The organism is Streptomyces sp. NPDC001231 (assembly GCF_042896885.1).
In the GTDB taxonomy this organism is placed as follows: Bacteria; Actinomycetota; Actinomycetes; order Streptomycetales; family Streptomycetaceae; genus Streptomyces.
The window spans coordinates 161,184-186,823 of record NZ_JBIAXS010000005.1 but is presented as its reverse complement, the minus strand read 5'-3'; the positions used below and the strand labels follow the sequence as shown (position 1 = coordinate 186,823).

Here is a 25,640-nt window from a genome sequence, read left to right as displayed (position 1 = left end):
CCGGGGGCAGAACCAGGAACCGTGCCGGGGGCTGAGCGGGGAGCTGGAACGGAGACGGGCGCGGGGGCCGGGGCGTTCTCGTCCGGCCTGTCAGCGGCCCCGGCGTCCTCGTCCGGGTCGGCAGCGGCCGGCGGCCCGTCAGCGGACCCGACGGAGGTCCGGGAGCCCTCGTCCGGCCGGGCGCCCGGGCGGCTGGGGGCACGTGAGGCGGTCGAGTCGTCGTCGTGCGCGTTCATCCCGCCCCGTTTCCGATCCCGGTCCGTCCTCCGGCCCCCACCCGGCCGCGGGGCGCCCGCACCGCCCGCGCGCACCGCTTCCCGGCGCCGCACCGGAACGGTACTCAGGGCCGCCCTCCGGGCACATCCCCGGGGCGTACCGGGCGCCGCGCCGGACTGAACCGGCAGTCGTCCGGCGGCCGTCCGGCAGTCGTCCGGCGGAGGGGGCCACCCTACGGCGGTCCGCCGCAACATGGAATCGACCGGGCACACGGGATCAGTCGGCCGTCCGGCCGTGCCCATCCTCCCAAGCCACCGCACTCCTGACACCCCGCCAGGTACATGTCGACACTGGGGAGTACAGGGCCCCGCCCCGGTGTCACACCACCTGGCCGGGCCGCCCCTCGTCGGTCACGACGGGCCGCCCCGAGGCGGCCCACACCTGCATGCCGCCGTCGACGTTCACCGCGTCGACGCCCTGCTGGACCAGGTACATCGCGACCTGCGCCGACCGCCCGCCGGAGCGGCAGATCACATGGACCCGCCCGTCCTGGGGCGCCGTCTCGGTCAGTTCGCCGTACCGGGCCACGAACTCGCTGAGGGGAATGTGCAGCGCCCCCTCGGCGTGGCCCGCCCGCCACTCGTCGGCCTCGCGGACGTCCAGCAGGAAGTCGCCGTCCTCGAGGTCCTGGACCCCGACCGTGGGCACACCAGCTCCGAAATGCATGAGTCGACGCTACCCGAAGCGCACCGGAGGGTTCCGGCCCGGACCGGCGCGGATCCGGCACCCGGCCAGTCACGGGTGACGCAGGTCACGCGAGGGCGGGCAGGTCACACGGGGAGAGCCACACAAGTCACGCGTGTCACTCCTGGCTCAGCAGCTCGGCCAGTTCCGCCTCGCGCTCCGCGACCTCCTTGCGCAGCTGCTCGGCGATCTCGTCGAGGAGGCGGTCGGGATCGTCGGGGGCCAGCCGAAGCATCCCGGCGATCGCGCCGTCCTCCAGCCCCTTGGCGACCACCGTGAGCAGCTCCTTGCGCCGGGCGAGCCATTCAAGGCGGGCGTAGAGCTCCTCGCTGCGGCTCGGCCCCTGCTCCTTGAGCTTCGGGCCGGCCGCCCACTCCGCGCCCAGCTCCCGCAGCGCGTCCTCGTCGCCGCGCGCGTAGGCGGCGTTGACCCGGGTGAGGAACTCCTCGCGCCGCTTGCGCTCGTCGTCCTCCTGCGCCAGGTCGGGGTGAGCCTTGCGGGCCAGCTCGCGGTACAGGCGGCGGGCCTCCTCGCTGGGGCGCACCCGCTGCGGGGGCCGCACGGGCTCGTCGGTGAGCATCGCGACGGCCTCCGGGTACAGACCGTTGGAGTCCATCCAGCCGTTCAGCAGCTCCTCGACCCCGGGGATCGGCTGCAGATCGGCCCGTGCCTCCCGCGCCTTGCGCAGGTCCTCGGGGTCACCGGTGCGCGCGGCCCTGGCCTCGGCCGTCAGCGCCTTCAGCTCCTCCAGCCGGGCGTAGAGCGGTCCGAGTCTCTGCTCGTGCAGCCGGGCGAAGTTCTCGACCTCCACCCGGAAGGTCTCCACCGCGATCTCGTAGTCGATGAGCGCCTGTTCGGCGGCCCGTACGGCCCGCTCCAACCGCTCCTCGGGCCGCGCAGAGGCGCCCTCGGACGTCGCCCGGTCCGCCCCGGCGACGTCACCCTGTTCAGCTTCCGGGGTCGTCACCCGACCAGACTAGCGCCGCACGGGCCGGGCCCCGCCCACCGCCGCGACGACCGTGCCCCCGGCTCCAACGCCCCCTGTCCGCCGGGCCGCCCACAACGCCGGGCAAGGGGGGACGCAACGACATCTCCTCGGGCGCGACCGGCGCGATGACCGTCGTCGGCGGCCCCCACCGGAGCGCGACCCGCGCGCCCAGCGCACCGCGCGCTCCATGTCACGCACGCCCCGTCCCTCTCCCCACGCTTTCCCCGCTTTCCCCGACTCGAGGAAACCGAGGACCGCCATGACACCCGCCCAGGGCCCCACCGCCCCGGACCGGTCCCCTCCGCCGACGCCCGTGTGCGACGACGGGGACGGCCGGACCCACGACCAGATAGAAGGCCCCTGCTTCAAGCCGAACTCACCACTGCGCACCGCCCTGGTGACGCCCGGCACCCCGACACCCCGGCCGACCGTCAACGGCCATGTCTTCGGCCGCAACTGCGTCCCGCTGTCCGGCACCCTGCTCGACTTCTGGCAGGCCGACGACGCCGGCGCCCACGACATGGGCGGATACGCCCAGCGGGGCCACCAGTTCACGAACTCCGCCGGCGCGTACGCGCTGAGCACGATCGTGCCGGGCCTCCACCCCGGCCGCACCCGGCACCTCAACGTGAAGGCGCAGGCGCCCGGCCGTCCGGTGCTCACCACCCGGCTGCACCTCCCCGGCGAGCCGCGCAACGGCACCGACGCCCTCTTCGACCCGGCCGCTGATGAACGTCTGCGCGGCCGGGCCCCCGGCCGCTCCTGCGCCGCGGGCGACCGCGTCACGTACGCCGGCGCCGCCTACCGCTGCCTCCAGGCCCACACATCCATGACCGGCTGGGAACCGCCGGACGTCCCCGCCCTCAGGCGGCGCGAGCGACCATCGGCCCCGACGGCACACAAGAGGCCCCGGCGCGTGAGGTATCTCACGCGCCGGGGTCGTTGTCCGTCGGCCGAGTTGTGGAATGGCCCACACTCGCCGGCACAACGAGAAACGGGCCCCACCGTGACTTCCGTCACTGGCGGAGACCCGTTCCATCGGTATCTCATGGTGCGCGAGGGGGGAGTTGAACCCCCACGCCCTTGCGGGCACTGGAACCTGAATCCAGCGCGTCTGCCTATTCCGCCACCCGCGCATTGGGTGTGTCCTCCGGCTCCGTCCCTCTGGGGGCTGGCGCCTTCCGACATGCAGAACATTAGCACGCCCCGAAGGGTGGATTCACATCGCTTTCCCAGGGCAGACGCCCAGCCCCGACCGCAACGCGTCCACCCGCCGCGGCAGGCCGCCGGCCCCCGGGCCACGCCGCCAGGACAGACCCTCTTTCCGTATCGGAGCGCGCCCGTTCACGTATCAACCTCGTACCGGTCACGCCCGTCTGCCCAGGAGCCGGACGAGGACCACAGTCGGGTGCGGGACACTGGTCTGCGACCCCCTCTACGATCCTGGGCAGAAGTACCGAGCGACACCGGGCACACGGAAGGCGTCGACACCCGATCGACAGGGCCGACAGGGGGAACCAGCCGATTCACCGGCGCGTGGATACGATCAGTAAGCAGTACCAGGCAAGCAACACGCAGCACGACGGCACGACCCGCAGCGACGGCAACGATGGAGGAGGTGCCCCATGGGAGTCCTGAAGAAGTTCGAGCAGCGTCTCGAAGGTCTGGTCAACGGCACCTTCGCCAAGGTCTTCAAGTCCGAGGTCCAGCCCGTGGAGATCGCCGGTGCGCTCCAGCGCGAGTGCGACAACAACGCGACCATCTGGAACCGCGACCGCACCGTCGTACCCAACGACTTCATCGTGGAGCTCAGCGCGCCCGACTACGAGCGTCTGAGCCCCTACTCCGGCCAGCTCGGCGACGAGCTCGCCGGCATGGTGCGCGACTACGCGAAGCAGCAGCGCTACACCTTCATGGGGCCGATCAAGGTCCACCTGGAGAAGGCGGAGGACCTGGACACCGGCCTGTACCGGGTGCGCAGCCGTACGCTCGCCTCCTCCAGCAGCCAGCAGGCTCCCCAGGCGCCCCAGGCACCCTCGGCCGGCCCGGGCGGCCGCCCCGCCGCACCGGGCGGGTACGGCTACCCGCCCGCGGCCGGCCCCTCGGCAGCGCCCCCCATGCCGTCCGCGCCGCCGCCCGGCGCCCGCCCCGGCGGCTACGGCTACCCGCCGCCCGCCGCCCAGCGGCCCGCGCCGGCCCCGGCGAGCGGCGGCCGCACCCGCTACTGGATCGAGATCAACGGCACCCGCCACCAGATCTCCCGCCCGACACTCGTGCTCGGCCGCAGCACCGAGGCCGACGTGCGGATCGACGACCCCGGCGTCTCCCGCCGGCACTGCGAGATCCGGACCGGAACGCCCTCGACGATCCAGGATCTCGGGTCCACCAACGGCATCGTGGTGGACGGGCAGCACACCACCCGCGCTACGCTCCGCGACGGCTCGCGGATCGTCGTGGGCAGCACCACCATCATTTACCGGCAAGCCGAAGGGTGAAGCGGGGGCAATGTCAGAGCTGACCCTCACGGTCATGCGGCTGGGTTTCCTGGCCGTACTGTGGCTGTTCGTGATCGTGGCCGTGCAGGTCATCCGCAGCGACCTGTTCGGTACGCGCGTCACCCAGCGGGGGGCCCGCAGGGAGACAGCCCGGCCGCAGCAGGCCGCCCGCCAGGCGGCGCCACCGCCGCAGCGCGGTCAGCAGGGCGGTGGCCGCCAGCGGCGCAACGCCCCCACCAAACTCGTGGTGACCGAGGGCATCCTCACCGGCACCACCGTCGCGCTGCAGGGCCAGACCATCACCCTGGGCCGTGCGCACGATTCCACGATCGTGCTGGACGACGACTACGCCTCCAGCCGCCATGCCAGGATCTACCCGGACCGCGACGGCCAGTGGATCGTCGAGGACCTCGGATCCACCAACGGCACATACCTGGACCGGGCCCGGCTGACGACCCCCACACCAATGCCGCTGGGCGCGCCGATCCGCATCGGCAAGACCGTCATCGAGCTGCGGAAGTAATACGACTAATGAGCGAGCGGAGCGAGCACGCAACGGCGGCCGGCACCCCGGGCCCCGGCGCGCTCCCGACCGGAGGGTGGGCACCGTGCGGATGTACCCGGAGCCGACGGGCGAGGTGCGCATGAGTCTGTCACTGCGCTTCGCCGCCGGATCGCACAAAGGCATGATCCGCGAGGGCAACGAGGATTCCGGGTACGCCGGTCCCCGCCTGCTCGCGATCGCCGACGGAATGGGCGGCCAGGCCGCCGGCGAGGTCGCCTCCTCCGAGGTGATCTCCACCATCGTCGCCCTCGACGACGACATCCCCGGCTCCGACATCCTCACCTCGCTCGGCACCGCCGTACGGCGCGCCAACGACCAGTTGCGCGCCATGGTCGAGGAGGACCCGCAGCTGGAGGGCATGGGCACCACGCTCACCGCCCTGCTGTGGACCGGCCAGCGACTCGGCCTGGTGCACGTCGGCGACTCGCGCGCCTACCTGCTGCGCGACGGCGTGCTGACGCAGATCACCCAGGACCACACCTGGGTGCAGCGCCTCGTCGACGAGGGACGCATCACCGAGGAAGAGGCCACCACCCACCCGCAGCGCGCCCTGCTCATGCGCGCCCTCGGCAGCGGCGAACACGTCGAGCCCGACCTGTCCATCCGCGAGGTGCGCGCCGGCGACCGCTACCTGATCTGCTCCGACGGCCTCAGCGGCGTCGTCTCCCACCAGACGATGGAGGAGACCCTCGCCGGCTACCAGGGCCCGCAGGAGACGGTGCAGGAGCTGATCCAGTTCGCGCTGCGCGGCGGCGGCCCCGACAACATCACCGTCATCGTCGCCGACGTCCTGGACCTGGACACCGGCGACACCCTCGCCGGACAGCTGTCCGACACCCCGGTCGTGGTCGGCGCGGTCGCCGAGAACCAGAACCACCTGCACGACAACGGCATCATGCAGACCCCCGCCGGACGCGCCTCGGGCCTCGGCCGCCAGGTGCCCGGACAGGGCGGCGGTGGCGGCGAGTTCGGTCCGCCCGGATCCGGCGACACCGACGGTTACGCCCCCGCGGCCGGCTTCGGCGACTACGGCGACGAGGACTTCGTCAAGCCCCGCAAGAACCGCAGGTGGCTCAAGCGCTCCTTCTACAGCGTGCTCGCGCTCGCCGTGCTCGGCGGCGGCCTGTACGGCGGCTACCGCTGGACGCAGACGCAGTACTTCGTCGGCGCCAACGAGGAGCACGTCGCGCTGTACCAGGGCATCAGCCAGGACCTGGCCTGGCTGAAGCTGTCGAAGCTCCACACGGACCACCCCGAGATCGAACTCAAGTACCTGCCGCCCTATCAGCAGCAGCAGGTCAAGGCGACGATCACCGAGGGCGGTCTGACCAACGCCCAGAAGAAGATCGACGAGCTGTCCGTGCAGGCCTCCGCGTGCAAGAAGGAGACCCAGCGCCGCACCGCCGAGGACAAGAACGGCGCCAAGACGCAAGAAGGCCAGGCGGGCGGTACCACCGGCACCACGGGAACCACCCGCACCTCCTTCACGTCCAAGGCGACGCCGACGCCGAACCCGTCGACGACCACGTCCCCGTCCTCCCCGTCCACGTCCGCCACCGCGTCCACTCCCAGCCCCGGCCCCACTCTCTCGGAGGAAGAGCAGAAGGTCGTCTCGCTGTGCGGTAAGCAGTAGGCAAGCCGTGAGAGGCCCTGTCACACGATGAGCAGCACTACCAACCCGTCGACGCACCACACGTCCACGATCGGCGCGATCGGCGCGCCCAGCCGCCGCAACACCGAGCTGGCGCTGCTGGTCTTCGCCGTCGCCATCCCGGTGTTCGCCTACGCCAACGTGGGCCTGGCCATCAACAGCCAGGTGCCCGCGGGCCTGCTGAGCTACGGCCTGGGCCTCGGTCTGCTGGCCGGCGTCGCGCACCTCGTCGTCCGCAAGTTCGCCCCGTACGCGGACCCGCTGCTGCTGCCGCTGGCCACGCTGCTGAACGGGCTCGGACTGGTCGTCATCTGGCGGCTGGACCAGTCGAAACTGCTCCAGGCCATCAACCAGGCGGGAACGGCCGCGCCACGGCAGCTGCTGTACACGGCCCTGGGCATCGCCCTGTTCGTGGTGGTGCTGATCTTCCTCAAGGACCATCGCGCCCTTCAGCGCTACACCTACATCTCCATGGTCGGCGCGCTGATCCTGCTGCTGCTGCCGCTCGTGCCGGGCCTCGGCGCCAACATCTACGGCGCCAAGATCTGGATCTCGGTCGCCGGATTCTCCATCCAGCCCGGTGAGTTCGCCAAGATCGTGCTCGCCATCTTCTTCGCCGGCTACCTCATGGTGAAGCGGGACGCGCTCGCCCTGGCCAGCCGCCGCTTCATGGGCCTGTACCTGCCCCGCGGCCGCGACCTCGGACCGATCCTGGTCGTCTGGGTGATCTCGATCCTCATCCTGGTCTTCGAGACCGACCTCGGCACCTCGCTGCTGTTCTTCGGCATGTTCGTCGTCATGCTGTACGTCGCCACCGAGCGGACCAGCTGGATCGTCTTCGGTCTGCTGATGTCCGCCGCCGGCGCCGTCGGCGTGGCGTCCTTCGAACCGCACATCCAGACGCGCGTCCAGGCCTGGCTCGACCCGATGCGCGAATACCAGCTGAGCCGGGCCGGGACCAAGGACGGCATCATGCACTCCGAGCAGGCCATGCAGGCGCTGTGGGCGTTCGGCTCCGGCGGCACCCTCGGCTCCGGCCTCGGCCAGGGCCACTCCGACCTCATCCGGTTCGCCGCCAACTCCGACTTCATCCTCGCCACCTTCGGCGAGGAACTGGGCCTGGCCGGCCTCATGGCGATCCTGCTCATCTACGGCCTGATCGTGGAGCGCGGCGTACGCACCGCGCTGGCCGCCCGCGACCCCTTCGGCAAGCTGCTCGCCATCGGCCTGTCCGGCGCCTTCGCGCTGCAGGTCTTCGTCGTGGCCGGCGGTGTGATGGGCCTCATCCCGCTCACCGGTATGACGATGCCGTTCCTGGCGTACGGCGGCTCCTCCGTCATCGCCAACTGGGCCCTGATCGGCATCCTGATCCGGATCAGCGACACCGCCCGCAGACCCGCGCCCGCGCCCGCCTCCAACCCCGACGCCGAGATGACCCAGGTGGTCCGCCCGTGAACAAGCCCCTGCGCCGAATCGCGATCTTCTGCGGGCTCCTCGTCCTCACGCTGCTCGTCCGCGACAACTGGATCCAGTACGTCAAGGCCGACACCCTCAAGAACGACAAGCACAACCGCCGCGTCACCATCGCGCGTTACGCCACCCCGCGCGGCGACATCATCGTCGGCGGCAACCCGGTCACCGGGTCGGTCGAGACCAAGAGCAACGGACTCAACGACCTCAAGTACAAGCGCACGTACAAGGACGGCCCGATGTGGGCGCCCGTGACCGGGTTCACCTCCCAGGCCTACGGCGCCACTCATCTGGAGAGCATCGAGGACGGCATCCTCACCGGAAACGACGACCGGCTCTTCTTCCGCAACACCCTGGACATGATCACGGGCAAGCCCAAGCAGGGCGGCAACGTGGTCACCACGCTCAACGCGGCAGCGCAGAAGGCGGCCTTCAACGGCCTGAAGAAGGTCGGCGGCAAGGGCGCGGCGGTGGCCCTGGACCCCTCCACGGGCAAGATCCTCGCCCTGGCGTCCTACCCGTCCTACGACCCGTCGTCGTTCGCCGGCACCTCCGACGCGGACGCCAAGGCCTGGAACAAGCTCCAGAAGAAGTCCGACCCCAACGACCCGATGCTGAACCGGGCACTGCGCGAGACCTACCCGCCGGGCTCCACCTTCAAGGTGGTCACCGCGGCCGCCGCGCTGGAGAACGGGCTGTACAAGTCGGCGGACGAAGCCACCGACTCGCCGCTGCCGTGGACCATGCCCGGCACCACCACCGAGCTGCCGAACGAGGGCAACATCCCCTGTAGGAACGCCACCATGCGCGAGGCGCTGCGGGTGTCCTGCAACACCGTCTTCGGCAAGATCGGCGCGGACCTCGGCAACGACAAGATGCTCGAGGAGGCGAAGAAGTTCGGCTTCGACAGCGAGCAGTTCACGCCGGTGCGCGCCAACGCCTCGGTGTTCTCCAACGACATGAACAAGTCGCAGACCGCGCTGTCCTCCATCGGCCAGTTCAACACCGCCGCCACCCCGCTCCAGATGGCCATGGTCGCCTCCGCCGTCGCCAACGACGGCAAGCTGATGAAGCCGTACATGGTCGACAAGCTCCAGTCTCCCGGCGTGGACACTCTGGAGCAGACCCAGCCGCAGGAACTGAGCCGGCCGCTCAGCTCGCAGAACGCCCAGATCCTGCAGTCGATGATGGAGACCGTCGTCAAGGACGGCACGGGCAAGAACGCGCAGATCAACGGCGTCACGGTGGGCGGCAAGACCGGTACCGCCCAGCACGGCGTCGACAACAGCGAGAAGCCTTACGCCTGGTTCATCTCCTACGCCAAGCTCGCCGACGGCAGCTCGCCGGTCGCCGTGGCGGTGGTGGTCGAGGACAACAACGCCAACCGCGACGACATCTCCGGTGGCGGCCTCGCGGCGCCCATCGCGAAGAACGTCATGGAGGCGGTCATCAACTCCAGGCAGTGAGCCCTGTCACGCCCCCCTCACATCGGTGCACGTTGCGATACCGGTCCTGTATCGGGTGACGGGCTTGGCCAGGTCACACAGAGCGAGCCGGGTACGGTAGGCCCGGACAGCAGCCTCCGGCGGCACAAGCGGTGCCGGTCGGGACCGACGGAGAGGGCTGGTAGGTAGCTATGGAAGAGCCGCGTCGCCTAGGCGGCCGGTACGAGCTGGGCCATGTGCTCGGCCGTGGTGGCATGGCGGAGGTGTACCTCGCGCATGACACCCGGCTGGGACGCACCGTGGCGGTGAAGACGCTGCGCGCCGACCTGGCGCGCGACCCTTCCTTCCAGGCCCGGTTCCGCCGGGAGGCCCAGTCGGCCGCCTCGCTCAACCATCCCGCGATCGTCGCGGTCTACGACACGGGCGAGGACTACATCGACGGGGTCTCGATCCCGTACATCGTGATGGAGTACGTCGACGGCTCCACGCTCCGTGAACTGCTGCACAGCGGCCGCAAGCTGCTGCCCGAGCGGTCCATGGAGATGACCATCGGCATCCTCCAGGGCCTGGAGTACGCCCACCGCAGCGGCATCGTCCACCGCGACATCAAGCCGGCCAACGTCATGCTGACCCGCAACGGCCAGGTCAAGGTCATGGACTTCGGCATCGCCCGCGCCATGGGCGACTCCGGCATGACCATGACCCAGACCGCGGCCGTCATCGGCACCGCCCAGTACCTGTCTCCCGAGCAGGCCAAAGGCGAGCAGGTCGACGCGCGCTCGGACCTGTACTCGACGGGTTGCCTGCTCTACGAGCTGCTGACGGTCCGCCCGCCCTTCGTGGGCGACTCCCCGGTCGCGGTGGCCTACCAGCACGTCCGCGAGGAAGCGCAGCCGCCGAGCGTCTTCGATCCCGAGATCACGCCCGAGATGGACGCGATCGTGATGCGGGCACTGGTCAAGGACCCCGACTACCGCTACCAGTCCGCCGACGAGATGCGCGCCGACATCGAGGCCTGCCTCGACGGCCAGCCGGTCGCGGCCACGGCGGCCATGGGCTCCGTCGGCTACGGCGCCTACCCCGACGACCAGCCGACCACCGCGCTGCGCCCCGACGCCGGCCCCGCGGCCGCGACGACGATGCTGCCGCCCATGAACCCGGACGACGGCGGCTTCGGCTACGACGACCGCCCCGACCGGCGCCGTCAGAAGAAGTCCAACACCTCGACGATCCTGCTGATCGTCGCCGGCCTCCTGGTCCTCGTCGGCGCGATCTTCATCGGCATGTACGCCTTCGGCGGGAAGGGCGCCAACAACGACACGGTGCCCGTGCCCAACTTCGTCGGCCAAACGAAGGTCGCCGCCGAGAAAATGGCCGAGAACGGCAGCGTCGCAGTGGCCTTCACCCAGGACACCTGCGAGGACCAGCCCAAGGGCAAGGTCTGCTCACAGGACCCCAAGGACGGCGAGGTCAAGAAGGGCGACACGATCAACCTGGTGCTGTCCACCGGGGCGCCGAAGGTGACGGTTCCCGATGTCCGCGGCGTGACATTCGACAAGGCGCAGTCCCAACTGAAGGAGAAGGGCTTCACGGTCGAGAAGAAGACCCAGGAGTCCGACCAGACCCCCGACGTGGTCATCAGCCAGGACCCCGAGGGCGACACGGAGCTGGAGAAGGGCTCCACCATCACCCTCACGGTCGCCAAGCCGGCCGAGAGGGCGACTGTCCCCAATGTCGTCGGCGCGACCTGCGAAGAGGCCCAGCAGCAGCTTCAGGGCAGCAACCTCAAGGGCACCTGCAGGGAGGTGCCCACCAACGACCCCAACCAGGACGGCAAGGTCGTCCAGACCGTTCCGCAAGCCAACCAGCAGGTCGACAAGGGCTCCAGCGTCGACATCCAGGTCGGCAAGCTGCAGCAGCAGGAGAAGAAGCGGGTGCCGAAGGTCCAAGGCATGCGTCTGGGGGAGGCCAAGCAGGTTCTGGCGCAGAACGGCTTCACCAACATCCAGTTCGCCGAGGGAAGCAGCCAGGACGACAACGCGTTCGTCTTCAAGCAGGAACCGAACGAGGGCCAAGAGGTCGACGACCCCAACACGCCGATCACGCTGACGACCTTCGGCGGCGGCGGCAACAACGGCAACGGGAACAACGGCGGCTTCTTCGGAGGCTGACCCCCGACCCCTGACACTCAGAGCCCCGGTTCCCCTCGCAGGAGGGGAACCGGGGCTCCGTCGTACCGCACGTCCCTCCGGAGGGTGTCCGTCAACCGGTCAGTTCCTTCGGCGGTGTGCGCTTGGCGTCCACCTTCTCCGTGCGGACCAGTTCGCCCCAGACCACGTAGCGGTAGCGCGAGGTGTACACCGGTGTGCAGGTCGTCAGGGTGATGTAGTGGCCGGCCTTCGTGACGCCCGACTCCTTGGGGACCGAGGACAGGACCTGGACGTTGTACTTCGACGTCTCGGGGAGGATGTCGTAGACCTTGTAGACGTACCACTTGTCCTTGGTCTCGAAGACGACCGGATCGCCCACCCGCACCTTGTCGATGTTGTGGAACTTCGCGCCGTGACCGTCCCGGTGGGCGGCGAGGGTGAAGTTGCCGGACTTGCCGGACGTCGGCAGGGTCGCCTTGGCGGGATCCACGTAGTAGCCGGCCACGCCGTCGTTCAGCACCTCGGCCGACGTGCCCTTCTTGATCAGGACCTCGCCGTTGTGCATGGACGGCACGTGCAGGAAGCCGATGCCGTCCTTGGTGTCCAGCGCTCCGGGGGCGTCGGCCACGGACTGGGCCCACTCGTCGCGGACCTTGCCGCCCTCCTGGCCGGCCTTGCGGTCCGCCAGGACGTTCGTCCACCACAGGGAGTAGGCGACGAACAGGCCGAGGACCAGACCCGCCGTGATGAGGAGTTCGCCGAAGACGCTGACGGCGAGGGCCAGCGGGCCGGTGCCCCGGCGGCGCCGCGCCCGGCCGGGGCCCGACGCGTCACCGTGCCCTTCGCGGCCGTCGGTGTGCCCTGCCGTGTCGTCCGTGGTCGCTGCCACTGTTCATCCGCCCTTTAACTGACGAGCGCATCCGGCTTGCCCTTGCTGCGCGGCCGTTCCTCGACCATCTTGCCCCAGACGATCATCCGGTACTTGCTGGTGAACTCCGGTGTGCAGGTGGTCAGCGTGATGTAGCGGCCGGGCCCGGTGAAGCCCGATCCCTTCGGGACGGGATCGAGGACACTGATGTTGGCCGGCGAGGTCACCGGCAGTATCGACGCCATCTTGTAGACGAAGTAGGTGTCCTGCGTCTCCACGACGATGGCGTCGCCCGGCGAGAGCTTGTTGATGTACCGGAACGGCTCACCGTGCGTGTTGCGGTGGCCCGCGAGCCCGAAGTTGCCCGTCTTCGCGTCCGGCATGGCCGTGTTGAGGTCGCCCTGCCCGTAGTGCCCGACCATGCCCTTGTCCAGCACCTTCGGCTTGCTGATGCCCTCCGCGATGGGCACCACCACGTCCAGCTTCGGGATGTGCAGGAGGGCGAATCCCTGCCCCGGCTCGAACGTCCCGGGATTGCGCTTGCCGGTCGCCCAGTCGTCCTGCAACTGGTTTGCCTCACTGCCCGCCTGCGCGTGCGCCCGGACGTTCGTCCACCACAACTGGTAGGTGACGAAGAGCAGCATCACCACACCGGTGGTGATGAACATCTCGCCGATGACCCGGCTGGCGATCACGGCCGGGCTCGCCCTGCGTGCCCGCGCCTGCCGGCGCGCCTCCACGCGGGACAGCGGCGCGGACACCCGGTCGGCCGGGCTGTCCTCCTCCGACGGCACGCCCGCCGCGGCCCCACCACGGCCGTGACGGCGCCTGGCGGCCTTTCTGCGGGCCGCGCGTCCACCCGGTGGGGGTGCGGGGGCCCGCTCGGCGGAAGACGCGCCAGGCGGCGGATCCGGGATCCGCAGCGCCATCGTCTCGTCGTCGACGGGAGGCAGATACGCCGTCGCGTCACCCGCGGGCCCGTACGGCACCCCCGCCGCGCTCTGCTGAGGCGCCGCGTGCTGCTGGGTGGCGTTCTGCTGAGGCGCCGCCCCAGGAGAGCCGTAGGACGCCGCGTAGGGGTCCTGGGGCGTGCCCTGCGCCCCGCCGCCGTACCACTCCTCGAACGCGTCCGGCCCCCCGTACGACTGCGGCCCGTACGAGGTGTCCGTGTCGCGCTCGGGGCGCAGCGCGGTCACGCCGTGGCCCTGCCCACCACCGGGGCGAGCCCCGCCGACCTCGCCACGGCCTCCTTGTCGCCGCACTCCGCCAGCCAGTTGGCCAGCATCCGGTGCCCGTGCTCGGTCAGCACCGACTCGGGATGGAACTGCACGCCCTCGACGGGAAGTTCACGGTGCCGCAGGCCCATGATGATGCCGTCGTGCGTGCGTGCCGTGACCACCAGCTCGTCGGGCACGGTCGCCGGCTCGGCGGCCAGGGAGTGGTAGCGGGTCGCCGTGAAGGGGGAGGGCAGGCCCGCGAAGACGCCCGTGCCCTCGTGCTCCACCAGCGAGGTCTTGCCGTGCAGCAGCTCGGGCGCGCGGTCCACCACACCGCCGTAGGCCACCTGCATCGACTGCATGCCCAGGCACACACCGAACACGGGAACACCGGTCGCGGCGCAGTGCCGGACCATCTCCACGCAGATGCCGGCCTGCTCGGGCGTGCCCGGTCCCGGCGAGAGCAGCACGCCGTCGAAGCCGTCCTGTGCGTGCGCCGTCGACACCTCGTCGTTGCGCAGCACCTCGCACTCGGCCCCCAGCTGGTACAGGTACTGGACCAGGTTGAAGACGAAGCTGTCGTAGTTGTCGACGACGAGAATCCGCGCACTCACTGGTTGTCCACCGTCACATCGTTGAAGGGAAGCAGCGGTTCGGCCCACGGGAAGACGTACTGGAACAGGGCGTAGACCACGGCCAGGACCAGCACCAGTGAGATCAGCGCCTTCACCCACGCGTTCCCCGGCAGATGCCGCCAGATCCAGCCGTACATGCCGTCCCTTCCGTCTCCCACGGCACCAGACTCACGCCGTGCGCCACCAGACTAACGGCGCGGCGCCCGAGGTTTCCCGGCCTCCGCGAGCTGTGCGAAAACCGCGTGCGACCGGACGTACGTGGCACAGCGTCGATCACCTCAACGATCGCGGACACGGTTTTGTACGGCCCTTTGTCGATCCGATACGCGAACCAGGCCGTTCCGTTCACCAGTACGGCGCCAGGGCGCCCGCACCGGGGTGCCGGCGTCCTGGCGTCCGTGCCTACTGCGCGGGCTGCGCGTGCTGCAGGTCCACCGTGCCGGAGTAGCCGGGCAGCGTCACCGTTCCGTCGTCGGTGACCTTCCAGCCGAGGCCGTAGACGTTGACGTACACCATGTAGTTCTGGATCGCCGGGGAGTCCGCGAGCGCCTTCTGGAGCTTGCCCGGATCACCGACCGCCGTGATCTTGTACGGCGGCGAGTAGACGCGGCCCTGGAGGATCAGCGTGTTGCCCACGCAGCGCACCGCGCTGGTGGAGATCAGCCGCTGGTCCATCACCTTGATGCCCTGGGCACCGCCCTTCCACAGCGCGTTGACCACGGCCTGGAGATCCTGCTGGTGGATCACCAGGTAGTCGGGCTGCGGCTCGGGGTAGCCGGGGAGCTTCGCGGTGGCGTCGGGCGGGGCGTCGTTGAGCGTGACCGTGATCGCCTTGCCCGTGAGCTTCTGGGTGCCCGCGCTCTTCTCCAGGCCGGTCAGCCTGCCGTCCTGGGGTTTGCCGCCGTCGTCGCGCGCGGCGAGGGACTCGATGTCGTCGCGCAGGGCGGCGTTGGACTCGTCCAGCTCCTTGTTCTTCCGGCTGCGCTCCTGGATGAGGTCGGACAGCTTCAGAAGGGACGTGTCCGTGCGGATGTTGGTGCCCTTGGCCGTGTTGAAACTGGTGAAGAAGATCAACCCGGCGAGGGCGAAGACGGCCACGGTCATGATCCGCACGGGCCTCGGGCGGCGCGTGCGGTCCGGGCCGGCACCCGTCCCCGGGAAGTCGGCAGAATTGCTCAACGTACCCTTATCTCCTTCGGCGCCGCGGAAGCACTACGCTAACGGACGTCCGGGGGAGTGCTCAGTGTGCCCTTGTACGCTGCCCCGGAGCCAGCCCAGTTCCCTGCGCGGCCACCAGCGCATCGACAGGAGAGACCCTCGTGCCGAAGTCACGTATCCGCAAGAAGGCCGACTACACGCCGCCGCCCGCCAAGCAGGCCGCGAGTATCAAGCTCGAGGGCCGCGGCTGGGTGGCGCCCGTCATGCTGGCGCTCTTCCTCATCGGCCTGGCCTGGATCGTCGTCTTCTATGTGACCGACGGCTCCCTGCCCATCGACGCCCTGGGCAACGCGAACATCGTCGTGGGCTTCGGCTTCATCGCGGCCGGATTCGCCGTCTCCACGCAGTGGAAGTGACCTCGTCCTCCCGGTGAACACAGCTCTGCCCACGGGTATCCGCTGAGTTATCCACAGGCCGGAGGAATTTCCACATGCGGCCTGGGGAAAACGCTGATGATCTGTGGATAACCAGCGCGCCATTGACACCGGTGCGACTGTCACACCGCTCATCCAGAGTGCGTACGCCCCCTGCCTGACCTGCGACAACGCAGGTCGACGGCAGGGGGCACACGTGTTCCCGCACGCTATGCACAAGATCGGACACCAGCTGTGGACAACAGGCGCTCTCAGGTGAGCTGAACCGTTCTGAGCAGCGTCAACACGACGACGACCACCAGCACCAGCGCACAGGTGCCGTACTGCACCAGGTCCCGCCGCTCACGTGGGGCGTGCACCATCGCGTACCCCACCACCACACCGGCCACCAGACCGCCGATGTGCGCCTGCCAGGCGATGTGGAAGCCCGGGGAGAAGGTGAAGATCAGGTTGATCACCAGCAGGACGATGATCGGCCGCATGTCGTAGTTGAGCCGGCGCATCAGCACCGCGGTGGCGCCGAACAGTCCGAAGATGGCGCCCGAGGCGCCGAGCGTGGCCTGGCTGGGCGAGGCGAGCAGGTACGTCAGCGCTCCGCCCGCGAGCCCGGAGACGAAGTACAGCGACAGATAGCGCAGCCGGCCCAGGGCCGCCTCCAGGGGGCCGCCCAGCCACCACAGGCTCAGCATGTTGAAGCCGATGTGCCAGATCTCCTGGTGCGTGAACATCGAGGTCACCAGGCGGTACCACTCGCCGTCCGCGACACCCGCGGTGGGGGTGAAGGGAGCCGGCGGCCAGGCGCCGATCAGGAACAGGTCCCCGAGGAGTGAGGAGTCGACGCTGACCGCGATGAACACCGCGATGTTGATCCCGATGAGGATCTTGGTGAGCAGGCGGGGGTCGGCGGTCATGGTGCCGCCGGCCAGCGTGCGGGGCCGCGACGCGGCGGGCGGGTGGCCGGTGCCGGAGCCGCCGCGGACGCAGTCCGGGCACTGGAAGCCCACGGAGGCGTCGACCATGCACTCGGGACAGATCGCCCGGTCGCAGCGGGCGCAGCGGATACCGGTCTCGCGGCCCGGATGGCGGTAGCAGGTGGGCAGGCGGTGGGCGTCCGGCGGGCCGTGGTCCGCCGGGTCCTGGCCCGCCGGGCCCTGCGGGCTGCCTGGTGCCTGGTCCATGGGGTTCCCCTCGATTCGTCCTGCGCGGAGCACGGCTGCGGCTGCTCGTGGGCAATGCACCGCCCCGCCCATCCTTACGGACAAGCGGGGCGTTTGGTTCCCTGGGGGAGGTGTCGGGACGGGCCCTTCACTCAGCCTTCGCGGGTCTCGACGACGACCGACTCGATGACGACGTCGTTGACCGGGCGGTCGGTGCGCGGGTTGGTCTGCGCGGTCGCGATGGAGTCCACGACCTTCTGGCTGGCCGCGTCGGTGACCTCGCCGAAGATGGTGTGCTTGCGGTTCAGCCAGGACGTCGGGGCGACGGTGATGAAGAACTGCGAGCCATTGGTGCCCGGGCCCGCGTTGGCCATCGCCAGCAGGTAGGGCTTGTCGAAGGAGAGGTCCGGGTGGAACTCGTCCTTGAACTGGTAGCCGGGACCGCCGGTGCCGTTGCCCAGCGGGTCACCGCCCTGGATCATGAAACCGCTGATCACCCGGTGGAAGACCGTGCCGTCGTAGAGCTTCGCCGAGGACTTCTCGCCGGTGGCGGGGTGGGTCCACTCGCGCTCGCCCTTGGCGAGTTCGACAAAGTTCCGGACCGTCTCGGGAGCGTGGTTCGGCAGGAGCCGGACCTCGATGTCGCCGTGGTTGGTCTTCAGGGTGGCGTAGAGCTGCTCAGCCACGATCTGCCTTCCGTTGTCTTCCTGTGACTCCCCGATCCTCGCACGGCCCGCGCCGTGCGTCGCCCAGCGGTCGCTTCCCAGGGGAGATCCGCCGGATTCGGTTGCGGAAAACCGGGCGAGTCCTCCCGGACGGGAGCGCGGCACGGCGATCCGTGGCATTGTCGACGACAAGCTCATGTTGCTCCGTATTCATCCCCTATCGCACGTGATCGTCTCCCGGCGGACTCCCGATCGGCAGGGCCACCGCGGTGACCGCGGTCGTCACCCGTGACCCGGATGCCCGTTCGCACATGCCGCCGGGCCCGTTGGCAGGCATGATCCGTAAAAGGGTGGAAAGTCGAATTACCGTACGCCACCGAGGAGGAGGAACCCGTGACCCGCATCGACAGCGTGCGCGCCGCGACCGGCTCGGCGAGGGACAGCGTGCTGCACGCCGCGGAAGTGGTGGCGCCCTACGCCGACACGGCCAGGGACAGGGCCGCGCACTACGCACACGAGGCACGCGTACGGCTCGCGCCGAAGGTGACGCTGGCCGCCGACCAGGCCCGCGTCCAGTACGGCGCCTATGTCGCACCCCGGCTGGAGCAAGCCCGTACGCAGGCCATGGCCCATGTGCCGCCCAAGGTCGACCAGGCCGCCCAGGAGGCCGTCGAGCGGACGCGCCGGGCCGCGCGGCAGGCCGCCGAGTACTCCCGGCCGCGGATCGAGCAGGCGATGGCCGCGGCGGGGCCGGTCGCGGACGAGGCCGCCGCGCGCGGTGCCGCCGCGCTGGTGGCGCTGCGCGGTCAGGTCCCGGCCCGGAAGATCCAGAAGCTGGCCCGCACACAGCAGCGGCGGGCGCGGGCCGGGCGCGTCGTGAAACTGCTCACGCTGGCGGGCGCGCTCGCCGGCGGTGCCTTCGCCGCCTGGAAGTGGTGGGACAAGCAGGCCAACCCCGACTGGCTGGTGGAACCGCCGGCCGCGACCGATGTACCCGATTCGGGCCGGCTGACGTCCGTGGACGGCACCGGCCAGTCCGTGCTGGACCCCGAGGTCCGGGCGAAGGAGGCCGAGGAGGCGGCGGACCGCGACGAACAGGGCTGACCGCCAGCGGCAAAAGAGCCCGCCCGACCGATGTTTCCACAGGTCAGGCGGGCTTTTGCGCGTGCACGTGGTTCCCGGACCGCGAGCGGGTGGGTTGAGGTTCCCTGGGGCACCAACAAGGGGTGAAGGGGGACCATGCTCGATGGAATCACGGCAACCGTTGCCATCGGCGTCACAGTGGCGTCAGCAGTCGCCGGCGACCGTGCCCCGAGAAAGCGCAAGAAGGCTTACTGGGAGCGCTATGGATCCTTCGAAGGGTTCCGGGGCCAGGTCGACGAGGAGAAGATCCAGCGGGTGCGCAGGGAACAGGGCGACGTCGTCGCCATCAAGGTGGTACGTCAGACCTACCCGTACGTCCCGCTCTTCCTCGCGAAGCGCTACGTAGAAGAACTCCCGGCGTAGCCGAGGGACCCCTCCTCGGAAGCATCCATCGGGGCGCGTTCCGGAGGCGGACGGACAAGCGCACACACGCCGACGGCCTGCCCGGGCGTACCGCATGCGCACGAAAAACGCCCCCCGACACCGCGTTTCCACAGGTCAGAGGGCATTTCACCGGTGGAGCCTAGGGGAGTCGAACCCCTGACATCTGCCATGCAAAGACAGCGCTCTACCAACTGAGCTAAGGCCCCGGACGAGAGCATCCGGCCGGAAGATCCGCTCACCGGTCGGTGCCGCAGACCAGAGTACCGGGTCACCCCCCGGATCTCGCAAAAAGATTGGGGCTCCCCGCGGCCGACCACTCTCCGTAAGATGCTCCGCGTGGTTCGCTACAGCGAACCGCGGTACTTGGGGAAGCGATGGGGAGACGCAATGGACGCCGCACAGCAGGAAGCCACCGCAAGAGCGCGGGAACTGCAGCGGAACTGGTACGGGGAGCCGTTGGGGGCGCTCTTCCGCAAGCTCATAGACGACCTCGGGCTCAACCAGGCCCGGCTGGCAGGGGTACTGGGACTGTCCGCCCCGATGCTGTCGCAGCTGATGAGCGGCCAGCGCGCGAAGATCGGCAACCCCGCGGTGGTCCAGCGGGTGCAGCTGCTCCAGGACCTGGCGGGCCAGGTGGCGGACGGCAGCGTCAGCGCGGCCGAGGCGACCGGGCGCATGGAGGAGATCAAGCGGTCGCAGGGCGGCTCGGTGCTCAGCAACACCACGCAGACGACGAGCACTTCAGGGGCGCCGACGGTCAAGCGGGTGGTCCGCGAGATCCAGTCGCTGCTCCGCTCGGTCGCGGCGGCCGGTGACATCATCGAGGCCGCGAACACCCTCGCCCCGACCCACCCCGAACTGGCGGAATTCCTCCGGGTGTACGGCGCCGGCCGCACCTCGGACGCGGTCGCGCACTACCAGTCCCACCAGAACTGACGCCGCGGGGGTCGTATCGCGCGTCGAGGGGAGTGCGAGGGGGACAACCGCAGGGGGAGGAGCGACGCACAGCCATGGGTGAGGTCTTCGCCGGCCGGTACGAGCTGGCCGACCCGGTCGGACGCGGGGGAGTCGGCGCCGTCTGGCGGGCCTGGGACCACCGCCGCCGCCGGTACGTGGCCGCCAAGGTCCTTCAGCAGCGCGACGCGCACTCCCTGCTGCGCTTCGTGCGTGAGCAAGCGCTGAGGATCGATCACCCCCATGTGCTCGCACCGGCCAGCTGGGCCGCTGACGACGACAAGGTCCTGTTCACGATGGACCTGGTGGCCGGCGGCTCGCTCGTCCACCTGGTCGGGGACTACGGCCCGCTGCCCCCGGCGTTCGTCTGCACCCTGCTCGACCAGTTGCTGTCCGGCCTCGCCGCGGTGCACGCGGAAGGTGTCGTGCACCGCGACATCAAGCCCGCGAACATCCTGCTGGAGGCCACCGGGACCAGCCGGCCCAGGCTGCGGCTGTCGGACTTCGGTATCGCGATGCGGTTGGGCGAACCGCGGCTGACGGAGACCAACCTGGTGGTAGGAACACCGGGGTACCTCGCTCCCGAGCAGATGATGGGAGCCGAACCGGACTTCCCCGCCGACCTGTTCGCCACCGGTCTGGTCGCCCTCTATCTGCTCCAGGGCGCCAAGCCGGACGCCAGGGCACTCGTGGAGTACTTCGCGGAGCATGGAACTCCCGGTGCGCCCAAGGGTGTTCCCGAGCCGCTGTGGCAGGTCGTGGCCACCTTGCTGCAACCCGATCCGCAGGCCAGGTTCCGTACCGCGACGGGTGCGCGCAAGGCCCTCGTCGCGTGCGCCGAGCTGCTGCCGGAGCCGGGCCCCGACGACGAGCTGATCGAGATCTTCGACCAACTCGGCCCGCTGCCACCGGGGTTCGGACACGAGGGACCGCTCACCCGGAGCCCTGGGGTGACGGTCGGGCGTACGGCCGCGTCCGCCTCCGCCGGTTCGGCCACCGGGTCTGTGGTTCCCGGTGCCAGTACCGGTACCGCCGCTTCCAATACCGGCTCCGTGTCTTCCGGTACCGGCTTCGCGACTTCCGGTTCTCGTACCGCTTCCGGTACCGGGGGTGTGCCGGACCCGCGTCTCGATCCACGGGAGGGGAGCGGGTCGGCTCCGAGAGCGGACGGCAGCGGCTTGTCGACCGGACCGCCCCAGCCCTCCACCATGTCCGACACAGGCAGCTTCCACCTGCCGCCGCCCCGGACCGCCGCCCCGGAGCGGGAAGTCCCACGGCACCAGGCCGCTCCCCCGCAGGCTGTGCCACCCCCCGCCACGCCTCCGCAAGCCGTCCCCCCGGCACCGGCCGCCCCGCCCTCCGGCGGCGTGCCGCTCGAACCCGTGGTCCAGCCCGCGACCCAACCCCCGGTCCAACCCTCGGTCCAGCCCGCGGCCCAGCCCATGGTCCACGTCTCCCCTCACGACCCCACCCATGTGCTGTCCTCCCCCGATCCACGGCAGCGTGCTGATGTCTCTACTGCTTCGTACACCGCCCAGTCCCCGCAGGTTCCCGTTCCGGCGCGGGGAATCTCACGCCACCGTGCCGGGCGCCCGCGCCGCCCCGGCCCACCCGCGGCGGTGGCGGTCCCGCTCCTGCTCCTCGCGCTGGCCTGCTACGCCGTCGGTTTCTGGGCACTGAGCCGTCTGTGAGGCCCGCCGGGGCCGATCCCGGCCGGGTCCCGGTCCCCCTATCCCCTCCCGCCGCCCTACCGGGCTTCGGCCCTGCGCCGGGCAAGCACGGTCCACACTCCGAGGACGGCCAGCAGGACCGTTCCCGCGCCGATCCCGCCGACGGCGAGCGCCCGGAGTGCCGAAGAGCCGTCCGCCCCGGCCGGAGTCGCCGCGGCCCGGTCGTGAGCGGTGACCTCGAAGAGCCGGCCGGGCTCGGACCGACCCGCGTAGTCCGGTCCCGGCTGTGCCGCGCCGTCCACCCGCACACGCAGGATCAGTCCGTAGGGCCCCTCGCCGAAGGAGTCGGCGGTCTGAGCGGCGAGGTGCACGACCAGGTAGTGGAGGCCGGCGAACCGCATCCCCTTGACCTGGTCGGCGAAGCCGTGGCGGTTGGCGTGGGCGACGGGCGGCAGAGGAGCGAGGGTGGCGGACGTCTGCCGGCCGGTGTATCCGGCGTACGCCTCCTCGACGTATCCGCGTACCGGGTTGTAGAGCGACAGGGTCAGCGCTCCGCTCACGTAGCCGCTGCCGCCGCTGGAACTGCCCAGCTCGACGATGGCGTTCGGCTGCTGTCCCCAGTCGACCGGGACCTTGTAGAAGAGCGTCTGGCCGGGCCTGATCCGGGTCCGCCAGACGCCTTGCCCGACCGTGCTCGCCGCGGCGAACCCGGCGCCGCCGGCCCGTTCGACCGCCTGGCTGGTGACCGGTTCGGGCGAGGCTGAGTTCCAGGCCTCGGGCGCGCCGGTGGCCCCGGTGCGTTTCAGCGGCGGTTCCGAGACGGCGGCGAGTTCCAGGGGCCAGGCGTCGGACGAGGATCCCTTGGCGCCGACGCGTTCGACGAGCACGTAGTACGCACCGGCGCCCTGGCACAGGCTGCGCCCGGAGGAGGCCTCGCGCGCTCCCCACGCGGCGATGGGGTGCGGACTGCGGCTCGGGCCGAAGCGAGCGGCCTGCGAGGAACAGGGGATGCCCTGGGCACTCTGCACCGAGATCCTGAGGCCGTCGGTGGCGGCGACCGTGGTGCCGGCTCCGGGCACCGCCGTGACGGAGACGTAGGCGGTGGAGGTGGCGTCCAGGTCGAGGCGGTAGTAGAGCTTGCCGCTGCCCGGCAGGGAACTCCTGTAGGTGTTGCCGGGCTCGAGGCGTGCGGCGTCCGTGGTGCTCGCGGCTCCGGTGACGGACCGGGCGCCGTCGGTGAAGGCGTACGGGTCCGGTTCACCGGCCGCGAACGCGCTCGGGCCGGGTACGGCCGCCGCGAGGCACAGCGCCGCCGCGGCCGCGCCCAGGCGCCCGGCCGGCTTGTGCGAGGGATGCCGGCCGCGCCGGTCACGTCGGAGGCGCCCTGTCCTCGCCTGCCGTCCCGCCCCACGCCGTACCATGCCGCGCCACCCCTCGCGTTCCGTCGCTCCGGACGTCGCCCATCCTGCCCCGAGGGCCGCTACGCCATCCGCGCTTTCCCCAGGCGCGTGCGCAACAGCGGCCTCAGGAGCGACGCCTACCCCACCCTCCGCGACCGCGCAACACGGGACCCGGCCCGACCCAGCCGGTTCGGGGGACCACAACACAAAACCCCGACCGCTACGGCGGTCGGGGCCTGCTCAGTTCGGGAATCAGTGCTCACGAACCCGTGGGCACGGAGTCAGTCGCCTCCGTCCACAGATCCTGCTCGGCGCGATCCGCCTGGATCTGGCGGTACACGAGGAGCCCGCCGATGGCGGCCAGTGCGACCAGGAGAAGCTTCTTCACCGCGCGACCTCGTCTTTCCTTGACGTAGGGGACCTCTGGCGCCCGACTATACACACCGGCCGATACCGATCGGTGACCTGCGTCGGCTGTCAACTGCCGTGCGCGTGAGCGCAATAGATGAGGTCGAAACCGCTCCGATCTGAGGGTGACCACATCCGCACGGACGGTGACTTTGGCCAGCCTCCTCCCGGCTTCGCACCTTTTCACCACTCATGCGCCCATCCGAGTGGTGTTCATCCGAAGATCGCTGCGCCACGGGCGTCGGTCCACCACTTCGCGACGCTCATACACATGATGAGCAAAGTACGCAAATCGACCAACCCGAAAGTGAGGGGCCATGGACCAGCACAAGATCATGAAGCTGTGGACCGCCATCGTCACCGCCTTCCTCGCGCTCTGCACGGCGCTCGGACTCATCACCACGACCGCCTCCGCGGCCGCGGCCGCACCGCAGCCCGAGACGGCGCCCAAGAGCACCGCACCGGTGCCGGCACAGGCGACGACGTCCTTGTCCAGTCCCCCCACCCGGTCCCTGCCTCCCACGATGAAACAGCGCATCCGCGCCGAGGCCCACGGAAGGACCCCCGGCTGCCGCCACCGCCCGCCGACCGATGCCTTCTCCCTCGCCGCCGAACCCCGATGCCTCCCGGCCGAACCGCCGGCCCGCCCGACCATCCCCCTCCAGCGCTGACAGTGCCGCACCGGCCCGGCCGGTGCCACCACCAGCACCCATGACGTAACGGCGATTCGCGTACAGCACTGCCGCAGACGCGAAGCTCCCCGGTCATCACGATCGGGGAGCTTCGCCTGCGTGGATACCTGAGCCGGCCGTCGTCACCCGTCGACGCCGGTTCGGCACGGACGGCCCGGAGACGGCCCGGCTGTCGTCATCGGTCAACACCCGTTCGTCTCGGACAGTCCGGAGACGGCCAGGCGAAAGACCTGCCGGGAGCCCTCTTCCGGTCCCGGGCCGACAACCTCGGCAGGGACGAAGCCGAGACGCTCATAGAACACGCGTACGCCGCTGGGGAAAGCACCAGGATGATCGGCCCGCAATGGATCCTCGGTTGGGACGCCGCCAGTTTCGCCCTCGCGGCTCTACTGTGCGCGTTCTTGACCATCGCCGGGACAGCGAAACCCGGCCCGGGCACCTCCGTGCTGCACGATTTCCGCACCGGCTGGCGGGAGTTCGCGCAGCGTTCCCGACTCTGGTCCTACACCCTCTCGGGCACCGTCGTCGTAGCCCTGTGGCTCGGCAGCTACCAGCTACTGGGCCCTGTCGTCCTGGACCGTACCGACCTGGGTGCCGCAGCCTGGGGAACAGTGCAGGGCAGTCTCGCTGTCGGGCTCGTTCTCGGTGGCCTCATCGCCCTTCGCTGGAAGCCCGACCAGCTCATGATCGCGTGTGTGGCCACCGGCCTTCCCCTGGCATTGCCACTCGTGATACTCGCGACCGGACCTCACCTTGTCGCTCTGGCAGCGTCAGCAGCCGTGGCCGGAATCGGACTCGACCTGTCAATCGCGTATTGGAACACCGCACTGCAGTAACAACTCCCCACAGACGTATTGGGCCGAGTCACGTCTTTCAGTTCCATCGGAGAACTCATGGCTGTTCCCCTCGGATACGTCATCGTTGGCCTGACCGCTACCTCCACCGGCACGGCTCCCGTCCTCCTGACGAGTGCCGTCCTCATCTTCCTGGCCTCGATCGTTCTGTTTGCCGTGCCCAGCCAGTGGACGATCCGCCGCCTGCCCACGGAGGCAACGGCGCAGTCTGCCGCGGCATGACCGCGACTTCGGAGTCAGGGGAGTCAGGACGCTCCAGGCCGCAGCCAGCCTGTCT

24 protein-coding genes, 2 tRNA genes and 3 pseudogenes are annotated in these 25,640 nt (G+C 70.1%); 15 read left to right on the top strand and 14 right to left on the bottom strand.

Annotation, left to right across the window (positions count from 1 at the left end):
• Positions 1–594: 594 nt before the first annotated feature.
• Both ACFY3J_RS08590 and ACFY3J_RS08585 read right to left on the bottom strand, forming a co-directional pair.
• Positions 595–924, bottom strand: coding sequence for a rhodanese-like domain-containing protein (locus tag ACFY3J_RS08590; RefSeq protein ID WP_390840631.1), 330 nt, complete (start codon positions 922–924; stop codon positions 595–597).
• Between the two features lie 154 nt (positions 925–1,078).
• Positions 1,079–1,927: a hypothetical protein gene (locus tag ACFY3J_RS08585; protein WP_390840587.1), complete on the bottom strand. Its 849-nt coding sequence runs from the start codon at positions 1,925–1,927 to the stop codon at positions 1,079–1,081.
• A gap of 208 nt (positions 1,928–2,135) precedes the next feature.
• On the opposite strand from ACFY3J_RS08585, the pseudogene ACFY3J_RS08580 reads away from it, so the two are divergent.
• Positions 2,136–2,825: pseudogene (locus ACFY3J_RS08580) on the top strand (carbohydrate-binding protein); the annotation flags it as partial.
• Between the two features lie 172 nt (positions 2,826–2,997).
• Here ACFY3J_RS08580 and ACFY3J_RS08575 read toward each other — a convergent pair.
• Positions 2,998–3,084 (bottom strand) — tRNA-Leu (locus tag ACFY3J_RS08575).
• A 489-nt stretch (positions 3,085–3,573) separates the two neighbouring features.
• Between ACFY3J_RS08575 and ACFY3J_RS08570 the strand changes: the two genes are divergently transcribed.
• From ACFY3J_RS08570 to pknB, 6 genes are all read left to right on the top strand, one after another.
• Entirely contained in the window at positions 3,574–4,443 is an 870-nt protein-coding gene (locus tag ACFY3J_RS08570; RefSeq protein ID WP_384174469.1) for an FhaA domain-containing protein, read from the top strand.
• A 10-nt stretch (positions 4,444–4,453) separates the two neighbouring features.
• Positions 4,454–4,966: an FHA domain-containing protein gene (locus ACFY3J_RS08565; protein WP_384174466.1), complete on the top strand. Its 513-nt coding sequence runs from the start codon at positions 4,454–4,456 to the stop codon at positions 4,964–4,966.
• Positions 4,967–5,087: 121 nt separating this feature from the next.
• A complete protein-coding gene (locus tag ACFY3J_RS08560; RefSeq protein WP_390840586.1) occupies positions 5,088–6,641 on the top strand; it encodes a Stp1/IreP family PP2C-type Ser/Thr phosphatase in 1,554 nt (517 codons plus the stop codon).
• Between the two features lie 27 nt (positions 6,642–6,668).
• Positions 6,669–8,114, top strand: coding sequence for an FtsW/RodA/SpoVE family cell cycle protein (locus ACFY3J_RS08555; protein WP_390840585.1), 1,446 nt, complete (start codon positions 6,669–6,671; stop codon positions 8,112–8,114).
• Complete coding sequence (locus ACFY3J_RS08550; protein WP_384174457.1) at positions 8,111–9,595, top strand: peptidoglycan D,D-transpeptidase FtsI family protein; 1,485 nt, start codon at positions 8,111–8,113, stop codon at positions 9,593–9,595. The genes ACFY3J_RS08555 and ACFY3J_RS08550 overlap by 4 nt, the downstream gene beginning before the upstream one ends.
• A gap of 170 nt (positions 9,596–9,765) precedes the next feature.
• Positions 9,766–11,745, top strand: coding sequence for a Stk1 family PASTA domain-containing Ser/Thr kinase (gene pknB / locus ACFY3J_RS08545; protein ID WP_384174454.1), 1,980 nt, complete (start codon positions 9,766–9,768; stop codon positions 11,743–11,745).
• Positions 11,746–11,836: 91 nt separating this feature from the next.
• Here pknB and ACFY3J_RS08540 read toward each other — a convergent pair whose 3' ends face one another.
• The 6 genes and pseudogenes from ACFY3J_RS08540 to ACFY3J_RS08515 all read right to left on the bottom strand — a co-directional run bounded on the left by ACFY3J_RS08540 (position 11,837) and on the right by ACFY3J_RS08515 (position 15,623).
• The gene (locus ACFY3J_RS08540) at positions 11,837–12,613 is read right to left on the bottom strand and encodes a class E sortase (RefSeq protein WP_384174450.1); all 777 of its coding nucleotides are present in this window, start codon (positions 12,611–12,613) and stop codon (positions 11,837–11,839) included.
• A 14-nt stretch (positions 12,614–12,627) separates the two neighbouring features.
• On the bottom strand, positions 12,628–13,788 hold the full coding sequence (locus tag ACFY3J_RS08535) for a class E sortase (protein ID WP_384174447.1): 1,161 nt from the start codon (positions 13,786–13,788) through the stop codon (positions 12,628–12,630).
• Positions 13,785–14,423: an aminodeoxychorismate/anthranilate synthase component II gene (locus ACFY3J_RS08530; RefSeq protein WP_141359834.1), complete on the bottom strand. Its 639-nt coding sequence runs from the start codon at positions 14,421–14,423 to the stop codon at positions 13,785–13,787. Before ACFY3J_RS08530 ends, ACFY3J_RS08535 begins: the two co-directional genes overlap by 4 nt.
• Positions 14,420–14,628 (bottom strand): annotated as a pseudogene (locus ACFY3J_RS08525) (hypothetical protein). The gene ACFY3J_RS08530 and the pseudogene ACFY3J_RS08525 overlap by 4 nt, the downstream one beginning before the upstream one ends.
• A 54-nt stretch (positions 14,629–14,682) precedes the next feature.
• A pseudogene (locus ACFY3J_RS08520) lies at positions 14,683–14,805 on the bottom strand (class E sortase); the annotation flags it as partial.
• Between the two features lie 41 nt (positions 14,806–14,846).
• Positions 14,847–15,623, bottom strand: a complete 777-nt coding sequence (locus ACFY3J_RS08515) for a DUF881 domain-containing protein (protein ID WP_384174443.1) — start codon at positions 15,621–15,623, stop codon at positions 14,847–14,849.
• A gap of 140 nt (positions 15,624–15,763) precedes the next feature.
• Between ACFY3J_RS08515 and crgA the strand changes: the two genes are divergently transcribed.
• Positions 15,764–16,018 carry a cell division protein CrgA gene (gene crgA / locus ACFY3J_RS08510; RefSeq protein ID WP_225076462.1) on the top strand — a complete coding sequence of 85 codons (255 nt, stop codon included), beginning with the start codon at positions 15,764–15,766 and terminating at the stop codon, positions 16,016–16,018.
• A gap of 269 nt (positions 16,019–16,287) precedes the next feature.
• Here the strand turns inward: crgA and ACFY3J_RS08505 are convergent, their stop codons facing one another.
• On the bottom strand, positions 16,288–17,214 hold the full coding sequence (locus ACFY3J_RS08505; protein ID WP_384174439.1) for a rhomboid family intramembrane serine protease: 927 nt from the start codon (positions 17,212–17,214) through the stop codon (positions 16,288–16,290).
• Between the two features lie 131 nt (positions 17,215–17,345).
• Positions 17,346–17,879 (bottom strand): peptidylprolyl isomerase, encoded by a 534-nt coding sequence (locus ACFY3J_RS08500; protein WP_225076460.1) that lies wholly within the window; start codon positions 17,877–17,879, stop codon positions 17,346–17,348.
• A gap of 372 nt (positions 17,880–18,251) precedes the next feature.
• Here ACFY3J_RS08500 and ACFY3J_RS08495 point away from each other — a divergent pair, with 372 nt between their 5' ends.
• Both ACFY3J_RS08495 and ACFY3J_RS08490 read left to right on the top strand, forming a co-directional pair.
• Entirely contained in the window at positions 18,252–18,962 is a 711-nt protein-coding gene (locus ACFY3J_RS08495) for a DUF5324 family protein (protein ID WP_384174435.1), read from the top strand.
• A gap of 135 nt (positions 18,963–19,097) precedes the next feature.
• A complete protein-coding gene (locus tag ACFY3J_RS08490; protein ID WP_384174434.1) occupies positions 19,098–19,364 on the top strand; it encodes a hypothetical protein in 267 nt (88 codons plus the stop codon).
• Positions 19,365–19,518: 154 nt separating this feature from the next.
• On the opposite strand, the gene ACFY3J_RS08485 is transcribed toward ACFY3J_RS08490, so the two are convergent.
• Positions 19,519–19,591: transfer RNA gene (locus tag ACFY3J_RS08485), tRNA-Ala, on the bottom strand.
• A 181-nt stretch (positions 19,592–19,772) separates the two neighbouring features.
• Between ACFY3J_RS08485 and ACFY3J_RS08480 the strand changes: the two genes are divergently transcribed.
• Together ACFY3J_RS08480 and ACFY3J_RS08475 are read left to right on the top strand one after the other, a co-directional pair.
• A complete protein-coding gene (locus tag ACFY3J_RS08480; protein WP_384174431.1) occupies positions 19,773–20,321 on the top strand; it encodes a helix-turn-helix domain-containing protein in 549 nt (182 codons plus the stop codon).
• 74 nt (positions 20,322–20,395) lie between these two features.
• Positions 20,396–22,030, top strand: coding sequence for a serine/threonine-protein kinase (locus ACFY3J_RS08475; protein WP_390840583.1), 1,635 nt, complete (start codon positions 20,396–20,398; stop codon positions 22,028–22,030).
• Between the two features lie 56 nt (positions 22,031–22,086).
• On the opposite strand, the gene ACFY3J_RS08470 is transcribed toward ACFY3J_RS08475, so the two are convergent.
• Both ACFY3J_RS08470 and ACFY3J_RS08465 read right to left on the bottom strand, forming a co-directional pair.
• Positions 22,087–23,430: a hypothetical protein gene (locus ACFY3J_RS08470; RefSeq protein ID WP_390840582.1), complete on the bottom strand. Its 1,344-nt coding sequence runs from the start codon at positions 23,428–23,430 to the stop codon at positions 22,087–22,089.
• Positions 23,431–23,668: 238 nt separating this feature from the next.
• A complete protein-coding gene (locus tag ACFY3J_RS08465; protein ID WP_003999697.1) occupies positions 23,669–23,797 on the bottom strand; it encodes a DLW-39 family protein in 129 nt (42 codons plus the stop codon).
• Positions 23,798–24,134: 337 nt separating this feature from the next.
• Here ACFY3J_RS08465 and ACFY3J_RS08460 point away from each other — a divergent pair, with 337 nt between their 5' ends.
• The 3 genes from ACFY3J_RS08460 (at position 24,135) to ACFY3J_RS08450 (ending at position 25,585) form a co-directional block, all read left to right on the top strand.
• Positions 24,135–24,488: a DUF6344 domain-containing protein gene (locus ACFY3J_RS08460; protein ID WP_384174422.1), complete on the top strand. Its 354-nt coding sequence runs from the start codon at positions 24,135–24,137 to the stop codon at positions 24,486–24,488.
• Positions 24,489–24,838: 350 nt separating this feature from the next.
• Positions 24,839–25,345, top strand: a complete 507-nt coding sequence (locus ACFY3J_RS08455; protein WP_390840581.1) for a hypothetical protein — start codon at positions 24,839–24,841, stop codon at positions 25,343–25,345.
• A gap of 57 nt (positions 25,346–25,402) precedes the next feature.
• Positions 25,403–25,585, top strand: a complete 183-nt coding sequence (locus tag ACFY3J_RS08450; protein ID WP_390840580.1) for a hypothetical protein — start codon at positions 25,403–25,405, stop codon at positions 25,583–25,585.
• Positions 25,586–25,640 lie beyond the last annotated feature (55 nt).